Here is a 20,710-nt window from a genome sequence, read left to right on the forward strand (position 1 = left end):
TTTCTCTGAAAATTAATTCCATGTGGGCCGGATCCCCGGAGCGAATGGAAATTGTAACGATTTGTAATGTTCGAGGGTATTCTCCGGCTTTTCCATTTCCTTTGGAAAATCCATTTTTGAGTATGTTTGAAAATACAGCATGCAGGCATCCCGCCACCATTTGGCCTCCTTGAGCTGTATACCCAATAACATGCTTACTTGATTGTGCCTATATTCATCCACAAAGGGCTTCATGTCCTCCCAAGTTTTTATCATATCCCCGACTTGATCCACTCCTTGCTGGTATTTGATCCCCAAACCATCCCAAAGTGTTCTTCCATTCTTTAGCTGGTAATCCCATGGCAAGTGATGGAACCACAAGAGGTATTCCTCGGGACACGTTTCCAAGTTGCCAAATTTCTCCCCTAGTTCAGGTGCGTATTGGGACAGGGCATCGCTGCCTGTCTTGGTCCTGTCAAAACCAATGCCTTCATCATCTGCTTTATGATAGTATACAGGATTCCATTCCGGTCTGGAAAGATTGTCCACCCAAGGTCCAGGGCCATAATGGTGGCCCGTATCAAACATATGGTGCAATCCCAACGGGTTCATGTAGTTGACCACGGCTTCCCTGGATTCCAACATCATTTTCTTCACGGGCCCCACAAAATTTTCGTTGTTGGTGAAGGTGCAGCGCAGCCATTCCTCCGCAATGGTCCCCGAATCAAGGTATGGATCCCATGCCAACCGCCCAAAGCCGTACCAATCGGCCTGCCCAAAAGGATGGCCCGTCCAGTTGGCATCGGTCCCGATATTGGCAACCCCTGCCATCCCCGTCACTTTTTTATGGTTCAGGGAACCATCGACGACCTTGGCAACCGTAGATCCTTTTCCTTTTTGATAGGTATCGCTCCGGAGTACCTCTTCAAAAAGCTTGGGCAAATAGACAAGGTGTGTGGCAAAGCCCAAATATTCCTTTGTAATTTGAAATTCCATCATTAGGGGCGTCTTCGGCATGGCCCCGAACATGGGGTGAAACGGCTCCCTCGGCTGGAAGTCTATGGGACCGTTCTTTACTTGGATCAGTACATTGTCCCTATACTTCCCATCATCGGGCACAAACTCACTATAGGCTTGTTTGGCCCGGTCCGTATCGTCATGTTCAGAATATACAAAAGCGCGCCAGATGACCACTCCCTCATGAGGCTTTAGGGCATCTGCCAATAGGTTGGCCCCATCCAAATGGGTGCGTCCGTAATTTTGCGGTCCAGGCTGTCCCTCTGAGTTTGCCTTGACCAGAAAGCCCCCAAAATCAGGAATCAGGTCATAAATTTCCTTGGTCTTGTCCTTCCACCATTGGATCACGTCGGCATCTAAGGGATCGGCAGTCTTCAGGCCACCTATTTCAATGGGAGCGGAAAAACGGGCGGTGAGATAAACCTTAAGTCCATAGGGGCGGAACACATCGGCCAAAGCCTTGACCTTTTCCAGATAATGTGGTGTCAAGACCAGCCCATTGGCATTGACGTTGGTCAGTGCCGTGCCATTGATTCCTATTGAGGCATTGGCCCTGGCATAGTCGATATAGCGTTGGTCTATGTAATCGGGCAGCGTATGCCAGTTCCAGATGGAAAACCCAGCATATCCTCTTTCAACGGTGCGGTCGAGATTGTCCCAATGGTTCAGCATACGGATATCCACTTTGGGAGACTCCATCACTTGTAGGCCATCCAATGCTTGGTGCATTTGAAGGATACGGAGAAAATGAAAGGTCCCATAAAGCAGTCCAATGTCCGTTTGGGCCGTGATCAACACCATACGATGTTTTTTATTTTCAATGGTTCTGATAAAATAACCCTCACTTGTAAGATCGGCAGGGTCGACCAAAGTCCGAAGGTCCTCCCCAAGCTCTGCATATCGGGAAACGATCAATTGATTTTGGAAGGTAGGGTTTGGTTCAAACCTTACCTCTTGCTGCAACAACCCTCCCAGACCCCTGTCCAGTTCCCTTTTGATGACATCCATAGTGGCCCCACCATCCGTTACGAACACAGTCTGCAACTGGTTCCTGTAGGTTTCCAAAAGGGACGCATCATCGATTTTACTGTAATTCAACCAAAGGTTGTAGCCATTGTCCATGGAAAATGACATATTGAACAGCAAAAGCAACAAACCAACTAAGTAGGCCGCTCTTGTTTTCTTGGTAAGTTTCATCAGTTGAAAGTTCATAATGGAGAAGTTGATAAATTTATATATCAACCAATTGCGCTCGGTAAAATAAATAAAATATTTATAGATTTGCAAAATAATTACGCAATCGATTCCGAAAATGAAAGTTTTTGCGGAAATTGGATTATAAATGCATAAAAAACAACCAAATACCAAAACTCTCCTTCGAGTCCCCTCAACAAGAATACCAGGGAATGATAATATCATGGCGCAACCACCATACTTTTACCCAGACCTAGAGACTGACTTATGAAAAACTTTATCCATGACGATTTTTTGTTGGAGACCGACCATGCCAAGGAACTATATCACGTCCATGCAAAAAAACAGCCCATCATAGATTACCACTCCCATCTACCCCCAAGTGAGTTGGCGGAAGACAAAAAGTTTAAAAACATGGTCCAGCTTTGGATAGACGGCGACCATTATAAGTGGAGGGCCATGCGTGCCCTGGGCATTTCTGAAAAATACATAACAGGGGATGCGCCGGACAGTGAGAAATTCAAGAAATGGGCAGAAACGGTTCCCTATACCCTTCGAAATCCCCTATACCACTGGACCCATCTGGAACTTGGCCGTTATTTCGGTGTCCATGACCTTTTGGGACCCAAAACTGCAGAAAAAATATACGAAGAATGTAACGCCAAACTAGATTCGGCGGATTATTCGGCTCGTGGCTTGATAGAAAGGATGAACGTCGAGGTGGTCTGCACTACAGATGACCCTTTGGACAGCTTGGACCATCACAGGGACCTTGCCGGATCGGGGTGGCCCGTGAAGGTGCTCCCCACTTTCAGGCCGGACGGACTGATTACTATTGAAGGTGCGGCATTTATCGACTACCTGTCATCGCTTTCCAAGATAACCGATATCAAAATCACCGATTTTGAAACTTTGGGGCTGGCCATCAAGAAAAGGGTGGAATATTTTCATAATAACGGTTGCCGACTTTCAGACCATGGCCTTTCACACGCTTATGCCATGGATTTTACCGAGGCGGAAATCAATAACATTCTGTCGGACCGTCTAAAGGGAAAGACCATCTCGAAAAAAGAGACGGCACAATACAAATCTGCCATTCTTGGTCTTTTGGGTGGCTTCTACACCGAAAAAAAATGGACCATGCAACTCCATTTGGGTCCCATTCGGGACACCAACGAAGCCATTTTATCTAAAGTTGGCGTCAATGCGGGAGTGGACAGCATCGGTGATTTTCCACAGGCCGAACAGCTTGCCGGTCTATTGAACAGACTGAACAACAAAGGCCATCTTCCAAAGACCGTGCTCTATAACTCAAACCCCAACGACAATGAACTGTTTGCTACCATGGCGGGCAACTTCAACGGGGATGGTATAAAGGGCAAGGTACAGTTTGGGGCTGCTTGGTGGTTCTTGGACCAGATGGATGGCATCACCAATCAGTTGAACGCCCTTTCCAATATGGGACTGTTGAGCTGTTCCGTTGGGATGCTGACGGACAGTAGGAGTTTCCTATCCTTCCCACGACATGAATATTACAGAAGGATCCTCTGCAATGTACTGGGCAACGATATCAAGGCCGGTCTTTTACCGAATGATATGGAATGGATCGGGAAAATTGTAAGGGACATCACCTACAACAATGCCAAGGATTTTTTCCAGTTTCCAGATTATGTGGAACAGGTTCCTTTGGAAAATTGATGGGATCTTTTAATGCAGTGGTACTCCCCCATCCCAAATGGCAGTGTCCTGCCTTGGTTCAGCTTGTTTTGGATCGGAGCATCCTTGTCCTTTTCAGCGAGGAGTCCCTTACAATGATCTCCGTGCCAAGGACCGTTATCTCCGTGAGGTCGGCATCATAATTTTGTCCGGAGTGGTTGAGGATTCTTTTGGCCGAAATGGCCCCCATTTTACTGGCCGGGTGCGATACGGTGGACAGGGAAGGCTGCATGATTGAAGCTATCGGGTCGTCATTGAACCCAATCACGGCCAGTTCTTGGGGAACCTCCACTCCCATTTTTTTTGCGCACATAATGGCACTCACGGCTGCCGTGTCGTTTGCAGAAAATATCCCATCGGGCGGTTCGGGCATTTTTAAAAGCTTTTTGGTGGCCTTGTTCCCTTCCTCAAAACTCAAGGTCTTGAAATGGATGATCAGTTCGTCCCTGATGGGTAGACCAGACTCTCTCAGAGCGTCCAGATAGCCCTTTTTCCTTTCCTCGTAGATGTTCCTATGTTGCGCGCCCGCAAAATGGGCAATCCTTGTACATCCTTGGTCTATCAAATGTTTGGTGGCCGAATATCCCGCGGTGTAGTTGTCTATCACCACTTTGTATGAATTGAAGTTGTCCGGTACCCTATCCACAAAGACAATGGGGATACCTTGGTCTATAAACTTCTGGAAATGGGCCATGTCCACCGTTTCCATGGATAGGGAAACAATAAGCCCTGTGATCCTGCTGTCATATAATGCGTTGCAATTGCTCACCTCATTTTCATACATATCGTTGGACTGGCTGATCAGTACATTGTACCCGGCCTTTCGAGCGGTTTCCTCTATACCGCTGATCAGGGAGGCCATAAATGGACGGTTTATCCGAGAGATGAGGACACCTATTGTATTACTCTTGTTGTTCCTGAGACCTGCTGCTAAATTGTTGGGGCGGTACCCCATACCCGCCGCAGCCTCTTTGATCAGCTTGATGGTTTTCTTACTGATGCTCTTATGGTTGTTCAAAGCTCTGGAAATCGTCGAAGGGGAATAGTTCAATTCTTTGGCGAGATCGTAGATGGTAACCTCCTTTTTAATCTTCATCTGTCAAATACCGTTAGGTTCTTTATGCCCGTTAATGGGATAAGCTTGAATTTCAATTTACTAAATTAACTTTTAGTTTCCTTTTAGAATAATTTTTTTAAATTGTTGAAAAAACACTTATTAATGGATAATACCTTGTTTTTTACATATTTCATCTTAATTTTCCCCAATGAAAAAAATAAAGGTTCGGTATTGTAAAAAAAATTATCCTTTCTGTACAATTTAAGGAAATAAAGGTACGCAATCGATTCCGTTGATTATATTTGGAAAGCATATAAATTACTCTAATCATTAAAATTCATGTATTGGATAGGATTCGACATTGGTAGTTCGTCCATAAAAGCTGCCTTGATAAATGCTGAGGATGGAAGCGTGGTGGACATGGCACAACAACCCAAAAAAGAAATGCCCATTGTTTCCATCAACTTGGGTTGGGGCGAACAGGACCCGGAACTTTGGTGGAAACATCTGTGCACAGCCACACAAGAACTGATTAGTAACAACCCTATTTCAAAAAAGGAAATCAAGGGTATCGGTATCTCGTATCAAATGCATGGTTTGGTCACTGTGGGCAAAGATCTAAAGCCGCTAAGGCCTTCCATTATCTGGTGTGATAGTAGGGCCGTGGAAACCGGGGAGCAACTGTTCCAAAAAGCTGGCAAAGCAAAATGTGTGGAGCATTTGCTCAATGCACCGGGCAACTTTACCCTTTCCAAACTCAAATGGGTGAAGGACAACGAGCCTGAGGTCTATGGAAAAATCCACAAATTCATGTTGCCCGGAGATTATATCGCCCTAAAGTTATCCGGAGAGTGTGTGACCACCCCTTCTGGACTGTCCGAAGGTATTATGTGGGACTTTAAAAAGAACCAACTGGCCGAGTGGCTTCTGGAAGATGCAGACATTGATCCGCGAATGGTTTCCGAAATACGTCCCTCCTTTTCGGAACAAGGCTTTGTTAACAAAGAGGGAGCGGAGGAATCCGGTCTCCCCGAAGGCATTCCCATCATGTACCGGGCAGGGGACCAACCCAACAATGCCCTCTCGCTCAATGTAATGGAACCTGGCCAAATAGCTGCCACCGGGGGTACTTCCGGAGTGGTCTATGCCATATCGGGACAAGAAAAGACAAGGGAACACACACGCATCAACAGTTTTGCCCACACCAATCATACCGCCAAGAATCCAAGTATTGGCAAGTTGCTCTGCATCAACGGCACTGGAATCCAGTACAGTTGGATCAAGAACGAGCTCACCCATGGCCTTTCTTATGACCATATGAACCAGTTAGCGGAATCCATACCAGTGGGCTCCGAAGGGCTCCAGATTTTACCTTTTGGCAACGGAGCGGAACGAATGCTGGAAAATTGCAACAAAGGCTCACGGATGTTGAACCTCAATTTCAATGTGCACAAAGCCCCCCATCTGTTCAGGGCAGTTCTGGAAGGCATTGCTTTTTCCTTTGTGTATGGCATGGAAATCCTTAAAAATGACGGTGTGGATATCACCTCCATCAAAGCGGGCAACGATAATCTGTTCAGGGCGGGGCTACTCTCCCAGACCATAGCAACGCTGACGAACAGTAAAATAGACATTGTGCAGACCACTGGGGCCGTAGGGGCGGCGAGGGCGGCGGCCTTTGCCCATGGGGATTTCAAAAGCATTGGCGAGGCAACGGCATCGGATGCCATACAGATGACCCATGAGCCTGTGACTGCATCCGATGCATATCACGAAGCCTATCAAATATGGAAAAAAGAATTGAAAAAATATATTGATAACTGAGCAAACCACAATCATGATCACAATAGGAGACAAAGAATATTTTAAAGGGATAGGAAAAATCCAATATGAGGGAAAGTCATCCGATAATCCACTGGCATTCAAGTATTATGAAGAAAATAAAACCGTGGGAGGAAAGACCATGAAGGAGCATTTCAGGTTTGCCATAGCCTATTGGCATACTTTCACGGGAACAGGTGGAGATCCCTTTGGTGCACCTACCCAAGATTTCCCGTGGCTTATAAGCACTGACCCGATACAACAGGCCAAGGACAAAATGGATGCCGCTTTTGAGTTTATGACAAAGATAGGGACTCCCTACTACTGCTTCCATGATTTCGATTTGATCTCGGAAGGAGCTACCCTTTCCGAATCTGAAAAACGATTGGACCTCATCACAGATTACGCCCAAGAAAAAATGAAGGCCTCTGGGGTAAGACTGCTCTGGGGAACGGCCAATTGTTTCAGTAATCCCCGTTACATGAACGGTGCGGCGACCAACCCCGATTTTGATGTGGTCGCTTTTGCCGGTGCACAGGTGAAAAACGCCCTGGACGCCACCATCAAACTAGGTGGGGAAAACTATGTCTTCTGGGGAGGCCGTGAGGGTTATATGTCCCTGTTGAACACCGACATGGGGCGTGAACTGGACCACATGGCCCGTTTTCTGCACATGGCGAAGGACTATGCCAGAAAGCAAGGCTTCAAAGGTACTTTTTTCATCGAACCAAAGCCGATGGAACCCACCAAGCACCAATATGATTTTGATTCGGCGACAGTGCTCGGCTTCTTGACCAAATATGATCTTTTGGACGATTTCAAACTGAATATCGAGGTGAACCATGCCACACTGGCCCAACACACTTTTGAGCACGAACTCCAAGTGGCCGCGGACAATAACCTCTTGGGAAGCATCGATGCCAATAGGGGCGATTATCAAAATGGATGGGACACTGACCAATTCCCTGTGGATGTGTATGAACTCACCCAAGCGATGCTGGTCATCTTACAAGCAGGTGGTTTTCAGGGTGGTGGAATCAATTTTGACGCCAAGATCAGAAGAAATTCCACGGACCTGGAAGATATTTTCCATGCCCATATCGGCGGAATGGATGCATTTTCAAGGGCATTGCTGGCTGCAAATGCCATATTGGAAAATTCCAACTATGTCAGTATGAGAAACGATCGTTATGCCTCTTTTGATTCTGGGAACGGAAAAGCGTTCGAAGAGGGAAGACTTATTTTGGAGGACCTCTATGCGCATGCCTCTTCCAACCCGGATATCAAAAAGCGTAGTGGCAAGCAAGAATTGTTTGAAAATTTAATCAACCAATACATATAATTATACCCGAACAAGCTAAACCAAAACAACTATGGAATCAGTTTTAGAAAGACCGGATTGGATCGTTCTCGGCATTTATTTCTTGGCCCTTATCGCAGTGGCGGCATGGGTGGTCCTCCAAAAGAACAAGGACACAGAGGATTACTTTTTGGCGGGAAGGAACGTTGGCTGGTTTGTGATCGGGGCTTCCATCTTTGCATCGAACATTGGCTCGGAACACGTTGTGGGACTTGCCGGGACCGGATTTGAATCGGGTACTCCCATGGCCCATTATGAGCTCCATGCCTGGATCGTACTCTTGCTGGGTTGGTTGTTTCTTCCTTTCTATATCAGGAGCGGGGCATTCACCATGCCTGAGTTCCTTGAAAAGAGGTTCGATAGTCGTTCCCGTTGGTTCCTTTCCATTTTTTCGTTGGTCGCTTATGTATTGACCAAGGTTTCCGTCACTATCTATGCCGGCGGCATCGTGGTCTCGGAACTTTTGGGCATCCCCTTTTGGTATGGGGCCATCGGGGTGGTGGTCTTTACAGGGATCTACACCATCGTCGGTGGAATGAAAGCCGTGATCTACACCGAGACCTTACAGACCGTGATCTTGATTTTGGGTTCGTTGACCATCACCTATCTGGGATTACAAGAAGTGGGTGGGTGGGAACAACTCAGGGAAACGGTGACATCCGTTAGTCCAGATCATTTCAATATGTGGCGCCCTATGAGCGACCCCCAGTTCCCATGGACCGGCCTTTTGATCGGTGGGACCATTGTGGGAATCTGGTACTGGTGTACAGACCAGTACATTGTGCAGCGTACCTTGGCCGCGAACAACATTAAAATTGGAAGACGTGGTGCCATTTTTGGTGCCTATCTGAAACTGATGCCCATCCTGATCTTTTTGGTGCCAGGAATTATTGCCTTTGCCCTTACCATCCAAAATCCAGAGGTTTTTAACGTTGATCGTGCCGATAGGGCATTCCCCATGCTGGTAAAGACCCTTCTCCCCGTTGGTTTGAAAGGTTTGGTGGCCGGTGGGCTTATGGCTGCTCTAATGAGTTCGTTGGCATCAGTGTTCAACTCCTGTTCCACCATTTTCACCATTGACATCTATAAAAAACTACGTCCGGAAAAGACCGAACGTGAACTATTGACCATTGGCAAGGTGGCCACTGGTATCATTGTGGTCCTGGGAATCATCTGGATTCCGATTATGGACAAGATAGGTGGCGGGGTCATGTACCAATACTTGCAAAATGTGCAATCCTATATTGCACCTCCGGTCACCACAGTGTTCCTCTTGGGCATCCTCTGGAAACGGGTCAATTCCAAAGCGGCCATAACCACGCTCACAGCCGGGTTGGTACTTTTAGTCCTTCGGTTGGGTTCTGAAATTTATTATCAACCGCAAATTGCCTCCAATGCAGAAGTGACCGGTTTCCTTTTCCAGTTCGCAACGGTGAACTTTGCCCATATGGCCATTTTTATGTTCCTATTTTCCGTAATCTTATGTATTTCGGTCACTTTGGCCACCTCACCTCCCGATTATATAAAGATCAAAGGGCTTTCCATGGGCACATTGTCCGCAGATGACAAAGCGGCCACTAAGGGAAGTTACAGCACTGTTGATGTCGTTCTCTCGGTATTGTTGGTGATCATAGTAATTGTTATACTATCTTATTTCACAGGATAGGGCACATCACGTTATTCATTGTAGGAATATATTGGTTTCAGAAGACCTTGATAATCTCGGATTGATCAAGGTTTTTTTGCCTTCTTTTGTTTCATCATTCCTAAAAAATCACATGGTGATTTTGAAGGCTCCATACCCTTTTCCAGCTGCTTTCAAGTGAATAAATCATCAATTATCAGGACTGTTTTACCAAAATAGGCCCTATGGGATTTGAAAAATACCCAATGCTTAAATCTATTTACATCACCCATTCAATTGTTACAGAATCATCGATAAAATGATTTATTGTTATGCATATCACAATTAATTATACTATAAAACTATGCATTTTATAAGCCTATCTACCGTCAGTGTTCAATCTACACATATTCCACGAATATCAGATTGATGTTTTTTTAAGTTTATTTTTTTGATCTGTTAACAATACGTGTTAAATTTTTGATAAATTTTATTAATATTGTTTATCGATTGGAACTACTTGCTCAGTTCCAATCTAACTCAACAAACTAAACTTTATGGACAAAAACAAAAATCAGACCTTGACAAAGGGGGCTGATCACATCAAAACAATTTCAGCCCTTTTTTTGTCATTTGTATTGCTCTTGACGTGGGAACCCGCATTATCAGCAATCCCGCACTTGGATGGAACCACACCTCCCTATCAGCTAACGGTAACAGGTACGGTCGTGGACAATCTTGGAAACGTTTTACCTGGTACAAACGTCATTGTAAAAGGAACCACTACAGGTACGCAAACAGATTTTGATGGAAAGTACTCCATCACCGCTGACTCTGATGCTACCTTGATTTTTTCTTATGTTGGTTTTAGGACCATTGAAGTACCAATTAATGGCAACCCAACCGTGGACGTTTCCTTGGTAGAAGATGCTGCCGCCCTGGACGAAGTGGTAGTTACCGGTTATGGTACCCAAACAAGGGGTGAGTTGACCGGATCTGTCGGAACGGTTGATGTTTCAGAAGCCACCAAGACACCCATCGTGAATGCGGCCGAAGCACTTCAGGGTAGGGTCTCCGGGGTCACCATAACCAATAACGGAATTCCGGGAGCTTCTCCAGTGGTACGTATCAGGGGGTATGGAACAGGCAATAGTAACGACCCGCTATATATTATAGATGGGGTACAGACCGATGACCCCAGTATCCTAAACTCCATAAATCCTGCGGATATCCAACAAATGAACGTTTTGAAGGACGGTGCCGCCGCCATTTACGGTGCTCGGGCATCCAATGGTGTTGTGATCATCACCACCAAAAGTGGAGGATATAACCTGAATAAGGCAAGGGTATCGCTGGATATGTACACAGGGTTTTCCATCGCCACCAATTTGCCCGAACTGTTGACCCCCCAGCAGCATGGCCAAATGATATGGCAAAGTATTTTGAACGATGGAGGTACACCTTCCCACCCTCAATATGGCAATGGTGCAAATCCAGTTGTCCCCCAAACTATACAAGGGGACGTTCCTGTGACCATGAACGTAAGGCCAAATGGAACAGATTGGTTGGATGAGATCAATAGGACCGCGATTACCCAAAATGCCTCCATTACCTTGGAGAACGGGAACGAAAAATCAAAATTCCTCTTTTCTGCAGGATATTTGAACCGAGATGGTATTCAAATCCATACGGGGTTTAAAAGAGGTTCGGTGAGATTGAACTCTGAGTTTAAAGTTGGGGAGAAAATCAGAATCGGGCAACACGCCAATATTTCCTTTGACCGAAGGAGTGGAGGACAATCGTGGTACAACTTTGCCATGAGGATGTCCCCTTTAGTCCCTGTTTATGATGCAGAAGGAAACTTTGCGGGCAGCTATAGCAACTCCAATGGCTTATCCAACCCCAATAACCCTGTGGCAGAAGCTACCCGACAATCAAATGATTTTAGGAAAACCTTTAGGGTGTTCGGGGATATCTACGCCACTTGGGATATCTTGGACGGCCTTCAGTTCAAAACCTCCATTGGTGGTTCCATAAGGGCCTATAACGATAGGCGCTTTAGGGCGTTGATACCTGAATCTCCTGAACCTATTTCCACAAATACCCTGACGGAAGCCGATCAAGACACCTACGAATGGGTGTGGAGTAATACATTGAGCTATACGAAATCGTTTGGCGACCATAGTATCAATGCACTGGTGGGTATCGAGGCATTGGATGTTCATGGGAAAGGAAAAGAAATTTCCAGGACAGGTTATTTCTTCGAAATACCCGAATACTATCTATTGAGCAATGGGGGTGGTGCAGCGAATGTTGCCTATGCCTATGACAATGCATCTTCCTTGTATTCCTTGTTCGGGACCGCCAATTATGACTATGATGGCCGTTATCTTTTGACGGCGACTGTGAGACGGGATGAGTCATCTAGGTTTATTGGTGACAACAAAAGTGATATTTTCCCATCATTCAGTGCTGGTTGGGTGGTGAGCAACGAAGCCTTCTGGCCAAGTGACACCTTCTTCAGTAGATTGAAATTAAAAGGATCTTGGGGGCAATTGGGAAATCAAACGCTGCCTGTGAACAACCCAACCGTCAATTTCTCAGTTTTAAGCGAGCAATATGCCAATTACGTATATAGCGGCAGTGGTGGGGCCACCCAAGGAGCAATCCTCTCCGCAGCCGGAAATCCAAACCTAAAATGGGAGACCAGCGAAACCACCAACTTTGGTATTGAACTGGGCTTCTTTGACAATAGGTTGAATCTTTCAGCGGAATATTTCACCATCACCACTAAAGATCTGATCAACCAGAACAACAGTTTGTACAGTTCCACTTCCGTTGATGCCGCACCGCCTTATGTAAACCTAGGTTCCATTGAGAACAAAGGTGTTGATGCTACCTTGAGTTATTCAGACCAGACCGATTCTGGTTTTAGTTATGGGGTTGACATCAATTTCTCCAGCTATAAAAATGAGGTTGTTGATCTGATCAGCGCATTCCAAACCGGTTTTGGAGGTTTTAGAACCACTGGTACGGTCACTAGGACACAGGAAGGACAACCTATATCATCCTTTTATGGTAGAATAGTGGATGGAATTTTTGCCTCAGAATCCGAAGTGGCCAGTGCGGCCGATCAAGGGTTCGACAACGATGCAGATGGGGTCGGAAGGTTCCGGTACAGGGATTTGAACGATGATGGCGTAATCAACGATGACGATAGGACCTTTATCGGTTCGCCCCACCCCGATTTCACCTATGGGGTCAACATCACATTGGGGTATAAGGGCTTCGATATGTCCGCCTTCTTCCAAGGTTCCCAAGGAAACGAAATATTCAACAACGAGAAGGTATATACCGACTTTCCTACTTTCTTCGATGCCAACAGAAGCGTAAGGGTACTGGATTCATGGACACCAAACAATTTGGATGCCGAATTGCCCGCTTTAAGCCAAAGCATCACGAACAATGAAGGTTCGGCAAACTCCTTCTTTGTAGAGGATGGTTCCTATATGAGGTTGAAAAACCTTCAGATTGGCTACACCTTCAATCAACAGGTATCCAGTATTTTGGGCATGGACAGTGTACGGTTATACCTGCAGGGCACCAATCTATTTACCATAACTGGTTATGACGGTCTTGATCCTGAACTACAACCAAGATTCTTGGATAGTGGAGCCATAGACAACCTTACCATTGGTGTCTCGGACAACAACTATCCTTTAGCTTCAATTTATTCCTTCGGAGTCAATCTAAAATTTTAAAGAATGAAAAAGAAAGTAATATATACAATAATATTTGCCGGTCTCTTATTATGGACCTGTAGCGAAGATTTTACAGAGAAGGCAGCAACAGGAAATATACCTGATGAAGATTTGAAGACTGCTGTAGGTGTTGACCTTAAACTTACCGCCGCTTATTCTGCCATGGATGGAGAACGTGTGAACAGACAAGGAGAGGGTGTTGCCGCTGGTGGTGACAACTGGTGGACCGATGTGGTCTCCGACGATGCCCACCGTGGTAGTGAGGACGGGGACAACACTGCATTGTTCCAAGTAGAGACCTTGGATTGGCAAACCGGAAACAGCTGGTTCTTGGGCAGGTGGAGTGCCCTGTTTGGAGGGGTCAACCGATGCAATGCCGTTCTGGATCTTATCAGTCAAATCCCGGATGGGGATTTTACCCAACAAGAAGGCGAAGCGTTTTTCCTCAGGGGGTATTTTAACTTTGAACTCCAAAAATTTTGGGGCAATGTCCCTTTCATTTCTGTAGAGAACTTGGTCAATGAAGAATTCAATCAACCCAACCCCGGTCCTATATGGACGGAAATTGAAGCAGATTTTCAAGCAGCTATTGAAAAGCTGGGAGACGACATTGTTCTAGGAAGGGCAAACTCTTGGGTCGCCAAGGCCTTTTTGGGCAAAGCCTACTTGTACCAAGGAAAATATGATGAGGCACTTCCGTTGTTCAACGACGTGATCAATAATGGGCCATATACCTTGAACGAGGAATTTGTGAACAACTTTAACTTCGCTGGGGAGAATGGTCCCGAGTCCATGTTCGCCATTCAATTTTCTTCGGATACAGGCCGTTCCTTTAATGGAAACGGAGCTGGCACCTTGAACTTTCCCGGTGGTGGACCATTGGAAACTTGCTGCGGTTTTTACCAGCCTACCCATGACTTGGTGAACGCCTTCCAAACTGACGGTTCCGGTTTGCCCTTGTTGGATTCCTATGCTGCAACCGATGTTGAAAACGATTATGGAATCAACAGTGATGCTCCCTTTACACCACATACAGGACCATTGGACCCTAGACTGGACTATACAGTAGGAAGAAGGGGAATCGATTATAATGGCTTTGGGCTGAATCCTGGAAAACAATGGATCAGGGCGTCTTTTGGCGATATTTCCGGCCCCTATTTGCCCAAAAAGAACATGTACCAAGCGGGTGAAGTGGATGCCAATCGTGGTATTGGTGGTTGGGGCTCCGACTGGTCGGGCATCAACTATAACGTAATGCGGTTTGCGGATGTATTGCTGATGGCAGCAGAAGCTGCCGTGGAGAAAACTACTCCGGATCTGCCAATGGCCTTGGATTACGTGAACAGGGTACGCAACAGGGCCAAGAACATGACTTATGTACAGGCACTGGACGCTGATAATAATCCTATCCCGAACACTGATGCCGCCAATTATCAAATTGAGCCCTATGCTTCCTTTCCCAATCAGGATTTTGCCAGACAAGCTGTGCGCTTTGAGCGTCGCTTGGAACTGGGCATGGAGGGACATCGTTTGTTCGATCTCAGAAGATGGGGTGTTGCCGAAGACGTTATCACCACCTATATCCAAAATGAGGGTGAAGATTTTGATCAGTCTAGTTATGACACAAAATTTAAAGCTTACCAACCCAAATTCGATCTATTTCCAATTCCAATAAATGCCATAGACCAAAGTGGTGGTATATTGACCCAAAATACCGGATATTAAGAATGTATAATAGCTTGAGTTAGTTTAATTTTGATTTAAGTAAGGTAGGTTGTCAATGTATATTGGCAACCTATTTTAATTATAGATGGACAGCATTAATCAAAAATTAATCCTTATTAGTTGATTGTTAATCATTGAGAATTAAAAATGCAGTACTGGAATTTGTATTTTTAATTCTGAGGTATCTCCATCAAATAAAATAAGCCCAACTTATGGGACAAACAATTGCCCGATGTCTTGCAACCAAAAGCATCTTATCAAAAAATTGGTCAACCCGTAAAAACTTCAGCACAGTGAATAAAAGCTATATTTTAATTGCACTAGTCTCTTTACTGATCCTTTCTTGTTCTAAGAAAAAAGAGGACACCTTGTTCTCAAAGGTTTCCTCAAAACACTCGGGTATCACATTCAACAACCAGATTGTTGAGACCGACAGCTTCAACATTCTCACCAGTGAATACATCTTCAATGGTGGAGGTGTGGCCGTGGGTGACTTTAACAACGATGGAAGTCAAGATCTTTTTTTCACGGGAAATCAGGTGACCAATAAGCTGTACCTGAATAAAGGTGGGTTCAAGTTTGAGGATGTCACTGAAATTTCTGGTGTGGGAGCCCCTGACAAATGGAAAACGGGTGTTGCCGTGATCGATATCAACAACGATTCCCTGCTTGATATCTATATCTGTGCGGCCATGTACGCCACTCCTGAAGAAAAAGCCAATATCCTCTTCGTGAATCAGGGCATTGATGAAAATGGCATTCCTAAATTCAAGGAAATGGCCAAGGAGTATGGTGTTGCAGACACTGGTAATAGCATGAACGCGGCCTTTATCGACTATAACAAAGATGACCATCTGGATCTGTATGTGCTCAACAATGTGGACATACACGTGCTGCCCGCAAATTATAGGGAGAAGATAACCGACGGCTCCTCATTGAGCAATGACCGTCTGTATCGGAACAATGGGGACAATACCTTCACGGACGTTACCATGGAAGCAGGTATCACCATAGAAGGGTATGGTCTTGGCATTGCAGTTTCCGACCTGAATTATGACGGTTGGCCGGATATTTATGTGAGCAATGATTACCTGAGCAATGACATCCTCTATATCAACAACAGGGACGGGACGTTCACGGACCAAATAAGCCAGTTCGTGAAGCACCAGAGCAAGTTCTCCATGGGTTCCGACATCGCAGATTTCAACAATGACGGCTTTCTCGATATCCTTACGCTTGACATGTTGGGCGAAACCAATTACAGGCTAAAGACCACCATCAAGGAAAGCCGCTACAACGATTATTACATGAATGACAAGTTTGGGTATGATTATCAGTACATGAGGAACATGCTCCAAATGGGCCAAGGGCCCAATATGCCCTTCAGTGAGATCGGGTTGATGGCCGGAATAGCCAAAACAGATTGGAGCTGGTCTCCCCTCTTCGTGGATGCCGATAATGATGGACTCAAAGATCTATTGATCACCAATGGTTTTCCACGGGACATCACCGATCTTGATTTTGGTGAATTTCACTTCAACGTGCGCAAATACCTTCGCCCTTCCCAAATTTTGGATTCCATTCCAGTGGTCAAAATACCCAACTATGCCTATAAAAATGAAGGAAATGGCCAGTTCAGGGATGTAGGGAAAGCCTGGGGGTTGAACATTCCCTCATTCTCAAATGGTGCGGCCTTTGCCGATCTGGATGGAGATGGTGATTTGGATTATATCGTGAACAATATCAACGATGAAGCATTCCTTTTCAAGAATAATGCAGAGAACAAGAACCAGGGGCAAAACAACCACATTCAGTTGGACCTGAAAGGCCCATCCACCAATCCGGCAGCATTGGGCACCAAGGTGGCCATCCGATTTGCCGATGGGAGCTTTCAGTATTATGAGCATCAGTTGAACAGAGGCTATTTATCCACTGTTCAGGGCATGGCCCACTTTGGTCTGGGCGCCCATCAAAACATGGCCTCCATTGAAGTGTTGTGGCCTGATGGAAAATTCCAAGCTTTAAAGAACATTCCAAGTAACCAAATCCTGACGATCAATCATGGGGAGGCCGTTTCGCCCAGTTCCCAACAACTTGCATTTCCCCTTGTTCCAAAGGAATCCAAACCCAATTATAAGGAAGTTTCCGATGAATTGAGAATCGATTATGTACATGAGGAAGAAGACAAGGTCGATTTCAACGTGCAGCGCACCCTACCCCACAAACTCACACAAAATGGACCCTGCATTGCCAAAGGCGACATTAACGGCGATGGCCATGAAGACTTTATCATTGGTAGCTCATCCGGATACTCCCCCATGCTGTTCTTCCAAGAATCATCTGGATCGTTTACCAGCACGCCCTTGTTTCTGGACGACAAGAACAAAGGGCATGAGGAAACGAGCATTGCGCTTTTTGACTTGGATAACGATGGTGATCTGGATATGTATTTGGTTTCCGGCAGCAATGAGTTTGACTTGGAATCCCCTTACTATACCGATCGGTTGATGATCAACAATGGCAAGGGAAATTTTACGCTTTCAACAGATAAAATGCCCAAAATAAATGCAAGTGGATCGGTGGTCAGGGCAGAAGATTTTGATGGGGACGGCTATACGGACCTGTTCGTAGGTGGACGCACGCCTTTTTCACAATATCCCACGCCCGAAAAGAGCTATCTGTTGAAAAATGAAAAAGGTATTCTTATCGATGTGACGGAAACCTATTGCAAGGATCTCAGAAGCCCTGGAATGGTGACCGATGCCAAATGGGCCGATCTTGACGGGGACAACCTAAAAGACCTGATTTTGGTCGGCGAGTTTATGCCCATCTCTGTTTTCATGAACAAAAAAGAAATATTTCAGCCATTGGAAAATACAGGTATCCATCAACTATCAGGTTGGTGGGAGTGCGTTTTGGTCGAAGATTTTGACGGGGACGGGGATATGGATATCATAGCAGGAAACTTGGGCGCCAACAACTTTTATCGTCCCACAACAGAAAGACCCGTGACCATGCTGGTGAAGGATTTTGACAAAAATGGATCTAGTGACCCCATCCTTTTTGCCTACTTCAGGGAAAGTTTTGAAGATTCGACCTTTACTTCCTATCCCGTAAATTTCTGGGGGGACCTGATAGGACAGAGTCCATTGTTCCGAAAAAAGTTTGACTACTTTAAGGAATACGCCAATGCGAACAAAAATGATCTCTTTACGCCGGAAGAGCTGGAAGGAACCTTTGAACTGGCAGCAAACCATGACCAAACCAGCTATTTCATCAATAATGGAAATGGGCAGTTCAGTATGGGTGAGCTTCCCTGGCAAACACAGTCGGCACCCATAAAATGTATGATCACAACACCATCAGGTGGGGACGCTTTCGCAAATGTGCTGATGATCGGCAATGATTTTGGCAATGAAGTGTTCATCGGTCGGTACGACGCTTTCAATGGCGGAATATTGGTGGGTGACAACAAAGGTGGTTTTGAATTCAAAAATGCAGAAGAGAGTGGTTTCAAAGTCCCCGGAGATGGAAAGGACATGATATTGGTGGAAAAAGCAGGTGGTGGTACACCTTATGTGGTGGTAACGCAAAACAGGGGCAAACTGCTGGTGTTTTCCAAAAATGAATAATTTATGTGGACTATTTCAAAGTGTTTTCCAGCACCATCAAATCGGTCAATGATTCACTCCATTTTTGGGACAAATCTTTAGGGATTGGCGTAAAATAATAGGTGAAAGTACTGAGTATGATATCTTGGTCCCCATCGGCATCCACATCGGCGGCCTTCATCAAAAACCATTTGCCATCAATTTGTTTTGGTAAGATACGCTCCGTAAAATCAAACCCATCACCGCCTGCGTTTTCAAGATAGACAAAAGACTTTACAGGTCTGTCCGCATAGTCAGGGAATGTGGAAACGAGCGCTATGTCCAAATCCCCGTCCCCATCATAATCAAAAGTTTCACTTCTGGTGGCACCGTACATGGGATAGAAAAAGGATTCTTCATATTCATTATCACCATTGTTCAAGTGGATCCGCAATCCATGATACGGTTTTAATATTTGGGTCTTGTCAGCATTGTCGCCATGCACAGTGATGATATCCTCATCCCCATCCCCGTCAAAATCCACCATTTCGAACCAACTGGTGCCCAACACAGGACTGAATCGCAATAACATATCTGCACTGAAGGTCATATCATCCTTTTGGTAGAGTACCATTATGGCCTCGTCCCCTTGTGCCTTCATGAACACAATATCATCCTTGCCATCACCATCCAAATCCCTAACGATGGACCGCATTGATCCTGGGCTCTGTATCAATACCTTCTTTTGGTAAATACCGTTGGAATCTTTTTGCAAGAGGGAAAGCTCCCCTGTCAAATGGCCAAACTCGCAGACCACAATTTCCAGTTGCCCATCCTTATTGAAGTCATGCACCAAGCTATGCACAGGCCTATGGAGTCCCGCGATTAAAGTATCCGTGGCAACTTCGTTCCTTAGCAACAAGGCCCCCTCCTTTTGTTGTGAAGGGTTCAAAATCCCCACAGCAGTGACGATGTCCCCTAAATCTGTTGGGTTAAATGCGGTCACCGCACTTTGGGCCCTAAAAATGTTCTGGGATGTGCCCTGTAGATAATCAAATGTGTTCACACTCCCATCCAAATTTCCAATCAAAATATTTTGACTGCCCTCATCATAACCCAAAAAGGAAATTGCCGCACCGGGAACACTATCAATGGATATGGATTTGAATTCAAACTGTTCCAAGGTCTGTATTGATGGATTCTTGGGAATCACGGGAAGCCCATCCGGGGCATTTGCCAAGATATAATCCTTTAACTTTATCCAGTCTTCTTGGGAAATAGTGGGTATAGGACTGTATATCCCAGCCTGTTTGATATCAAACTGCTCTGCATGGGTGTATCCTTTATAGGGGTCGTAGTTTGGATCTTTGATCCCCATACGTGCCCCCATTTCCGGCAAAATCGAATTTTCCCAAAGCTCTTTGGTCAAATGGTCTATTCTAGGGGCTGTATGGCAGCTTGCACAATGGGAAGCATATAACCTTTCACCTCGGTTCTGGGTGGGCTTTGCACATGATACAACGATTAGGCAAAGCAATAAAAATTGAAGTCTCATTCAATTTGTTTAACTGCAATATAATATTATTCGCCTTGCCTTCCAATTTATATAAACACACTGTATCAGAAAGATAAGGCATTCGAACTGATTGTATCCAAATCCATTTTCACCTCGATGGGAACAATTTTCTTTTGCCACACCAAAGGCATCTTACAACAAAAAAAGCGAACCCCTTGAAAGAGGTCCGCTCCGAATTAACTAAACTAACTCAAATCCCCTCCGTGGTGCCCATTGCACAGGTGCCCACAAAGAAGTTTCATTCAATCCTTCCGGTCAGGTAATCAAATTCCCGTTCTCGTCCCATTCGG

10 protein-coding genes are annotated in these 20,710 nt (G+C 45.4%); 7 read left to right on the forward strand and 3 right to left on the reverse strand.

The annotated features are described in order from the left end of the window. Positions 1-12: 12 nt before the first annotated feature. Positions 13-2,193: an alpha-glucuronidase family glycosyl hydrolase gene (locus tag FOT42_RS11955; protein WP_226789882.1), complete on the reverse strand. Its 2,181-nt coding sequence runs from the start codon at positions 2,191-2,193 to the stop codon at positions 13-15. Between the two features lie 264 nt (positions 2,194-2,457). Between FOT42_RS11955 and uxaC the strand changes: the two genes are divergently transcribed. Then, positions 2,458-3,888: a glucuronate isomerase gene (gene uxaC, locus FOT42_RS11960; protein ID WP_151890797.1), complete on the forward strand. Its 1,431-nt coding sequence runs from the start codon at positions 2,458-2,460 to the stop codon at positions 3,886-3,888. A 58-nt stretch (positions 3,889-3,946) separates the two neighbouring features. Here uxaC and FOT42_RS11965 read toward each other — a convergent pair whose 3' ends face one another. Then, positions 3,947-5,002: a LacI family DNA-binding transcriptional regulator gene (locus tag FOT42_RS11965; protein WP_151890798.1), complete on the reverse strand. Its 1,056-nt coding sequence runs from the start codon at positions 5,000-5,002 to the stop codon at positions 3,947-3,949. 300 nt (positions 5,003-5,302) lie between these two features. Between FOT42_RS11965 and FOT42_RS11970 the strand changes: the two genes are divergently transcribed. From FOT42_RS11970 to FOT42_RS11995, 6 genes are all read left to right on the forward strand, one after another. Continuing rightward, positions 5,303-6,787, forward strand: coding sequence for a xylulokinase (locus FOT42_RS11970; protein ID WP_151890799.1), 1,485 nt, complete (start codon positions 5,303-5,305; stop codon positions 6,785-6,787). A gap of 13 nt (positions 6,788-6,800) precedes the next feature. Then, complete coding sequence (gene xylA / locus FOT42_RS11975) at positions 6,801-8,126, forward strand: xylose isomerase (RefSeq protein WP_151890800.1); 1,326 nt, start codon at positions 6,801-6,803, stop codon at positions 8,124-8,126. Between the two features lie 31 nt (positions 8,127-8,157). After that, positions 8,158-9,810: a sodium:solute symporter gene (locus FOT42_RS11980; RefSeq protein ID WP_151890801.1), complete on the forward strand. Its 1,653-nt coding sequence runs from the start codon at positions 8,158-8,160 to the stop codon at positions 9,808-9,810. 515 nt (positions 9,811-10,325) lie between these two features. Then, a complete protein-coding gene (locus FOT42_RS11985; RefSeq protein ID WP_151890802.1) occupies positions 10,326-13,529 on the forward strand; it encodes a SusC/RagA family TonB-linked outer membrane protein in 3,204 nt (1,067 codons plus the stop codon). 3 nt (positions 13,530-13,532) lie between these two features. After that, on the forward strand, positions 13,533-15,254 hold the full coding sequence (locus FOT42_RS11990; protein WP_151890803.1) for a RagB/SusD family nutrient uptake outer membrane protein: 1,722 nt from the start codon (positions 13,533-13,535) through the stop codon (positions 15,252-15,254). A gap of 368 nt (positions 15,255-15,622) precedes the next feature. Then, a complete protein-coding gene (locus tag FOT42_RS11995) occupies positions 15,623-18,886 on the forward strand; it encodes a VCBS repeat-containing protein (RefSeq protein ID WP_226789883.1) in 3,264 nt (1,087 codons plus the stop codon). A gap of 10 nt (positions 18,887-18,896) precedes the next feature. Here FOT42_RS11995 and FOT42_RS12000 read toward each other — a convergent pair whose 3' ends face one another. Next, complete coding sequence (locus FOT42_RS12000) at positions 18,897-20,399, reverse strand: FG-GAP-like repeat-containing protein (RefSeq protein ID WP_151890805.1); 1,503 nt, start codon at positions 20,397-20,399, stop codon at positions 18,897-18,899. Positions 20,400-20,710 lie beyond the last annotated feature (311 nt).

This window comes from Flagellimonas hadalis (assembly GCF_007785775.2).
Lineage (GTDB): Bacteria > Bacteroidota > Bacteroidia > Flavobacteriales > Flavobacteriaceae > Flagellimonas > Flagellimonas hadalis.

What these genes read in the sequence shown, in the direction of transcription:
- FOT42_RS11955 (WP_226789882.1), bottom strand. Translation starts at nt 2,193, where the DNA reads ATGAAACTTACCAAGAAAACAAGAGCGGCCTACTTAGTTGGTTTGTTG.
- uxaC (WP_151890797.1), top strand. Translation starts at nt 2,458, where the DNA reads ATGAAAAACTTTATCCATGACGATTTTTTGTTGGAGACCGACCATGCC.
- FOT42_RS11965 (WP_151890798.1), bottom strand. Translation starts at nt 5,002, where the DNA reads ATGAAGATTAAAAAGGAGGTTACCATCTACGATCTCGCCAAAGAATTG.
- FOT42_RS11970 (WP_151890799.1), top strand. Translation starts at nt 5,303, where the DNA reads ATGTATTGGATAGGATTCGACATTGGTAGTTCGTCCATAAAAGCTGCC.
- xylA (WP_151890800.1), top strand. Translation starts at nt 6,801, where the DNA reads ATGATCACAATAGGAGACAAAGAATATTTTAAAGGGATAGGAAAAATC.
- FOT42_RS11980 (WP_151890801.1), top strand. Translation starts at nt 8,158, where the DNA reads ATGGAATCAGTTTTAGAAAGACCGGATTGGATCGTTCTCGGCATTTAT.
- FOT42_RS11985 (WP_151890802.1), top strand. Translation starts at nt 10,326, where the DNA reads ATGGACAAAAACAAAAATCAGACCTTGACAAAGGGGGCTGATCACATC.
- FOT42_RS11990 (WP_151890803.1), top strand. Translation starts at nt 13,533, where the DNA reads ATGAAAAAGAAAGTAATATATACAATAATATTTGCCGGTCTCTTATTA.
- FOT42_RS12000 (WP_151890805.1), bottom strand. Translation starts at nt 20,399, where the DNA reads ATGAGACTTCAATTTTTATTGCTTTGCCTAATCGTTGTATCATGTGCA.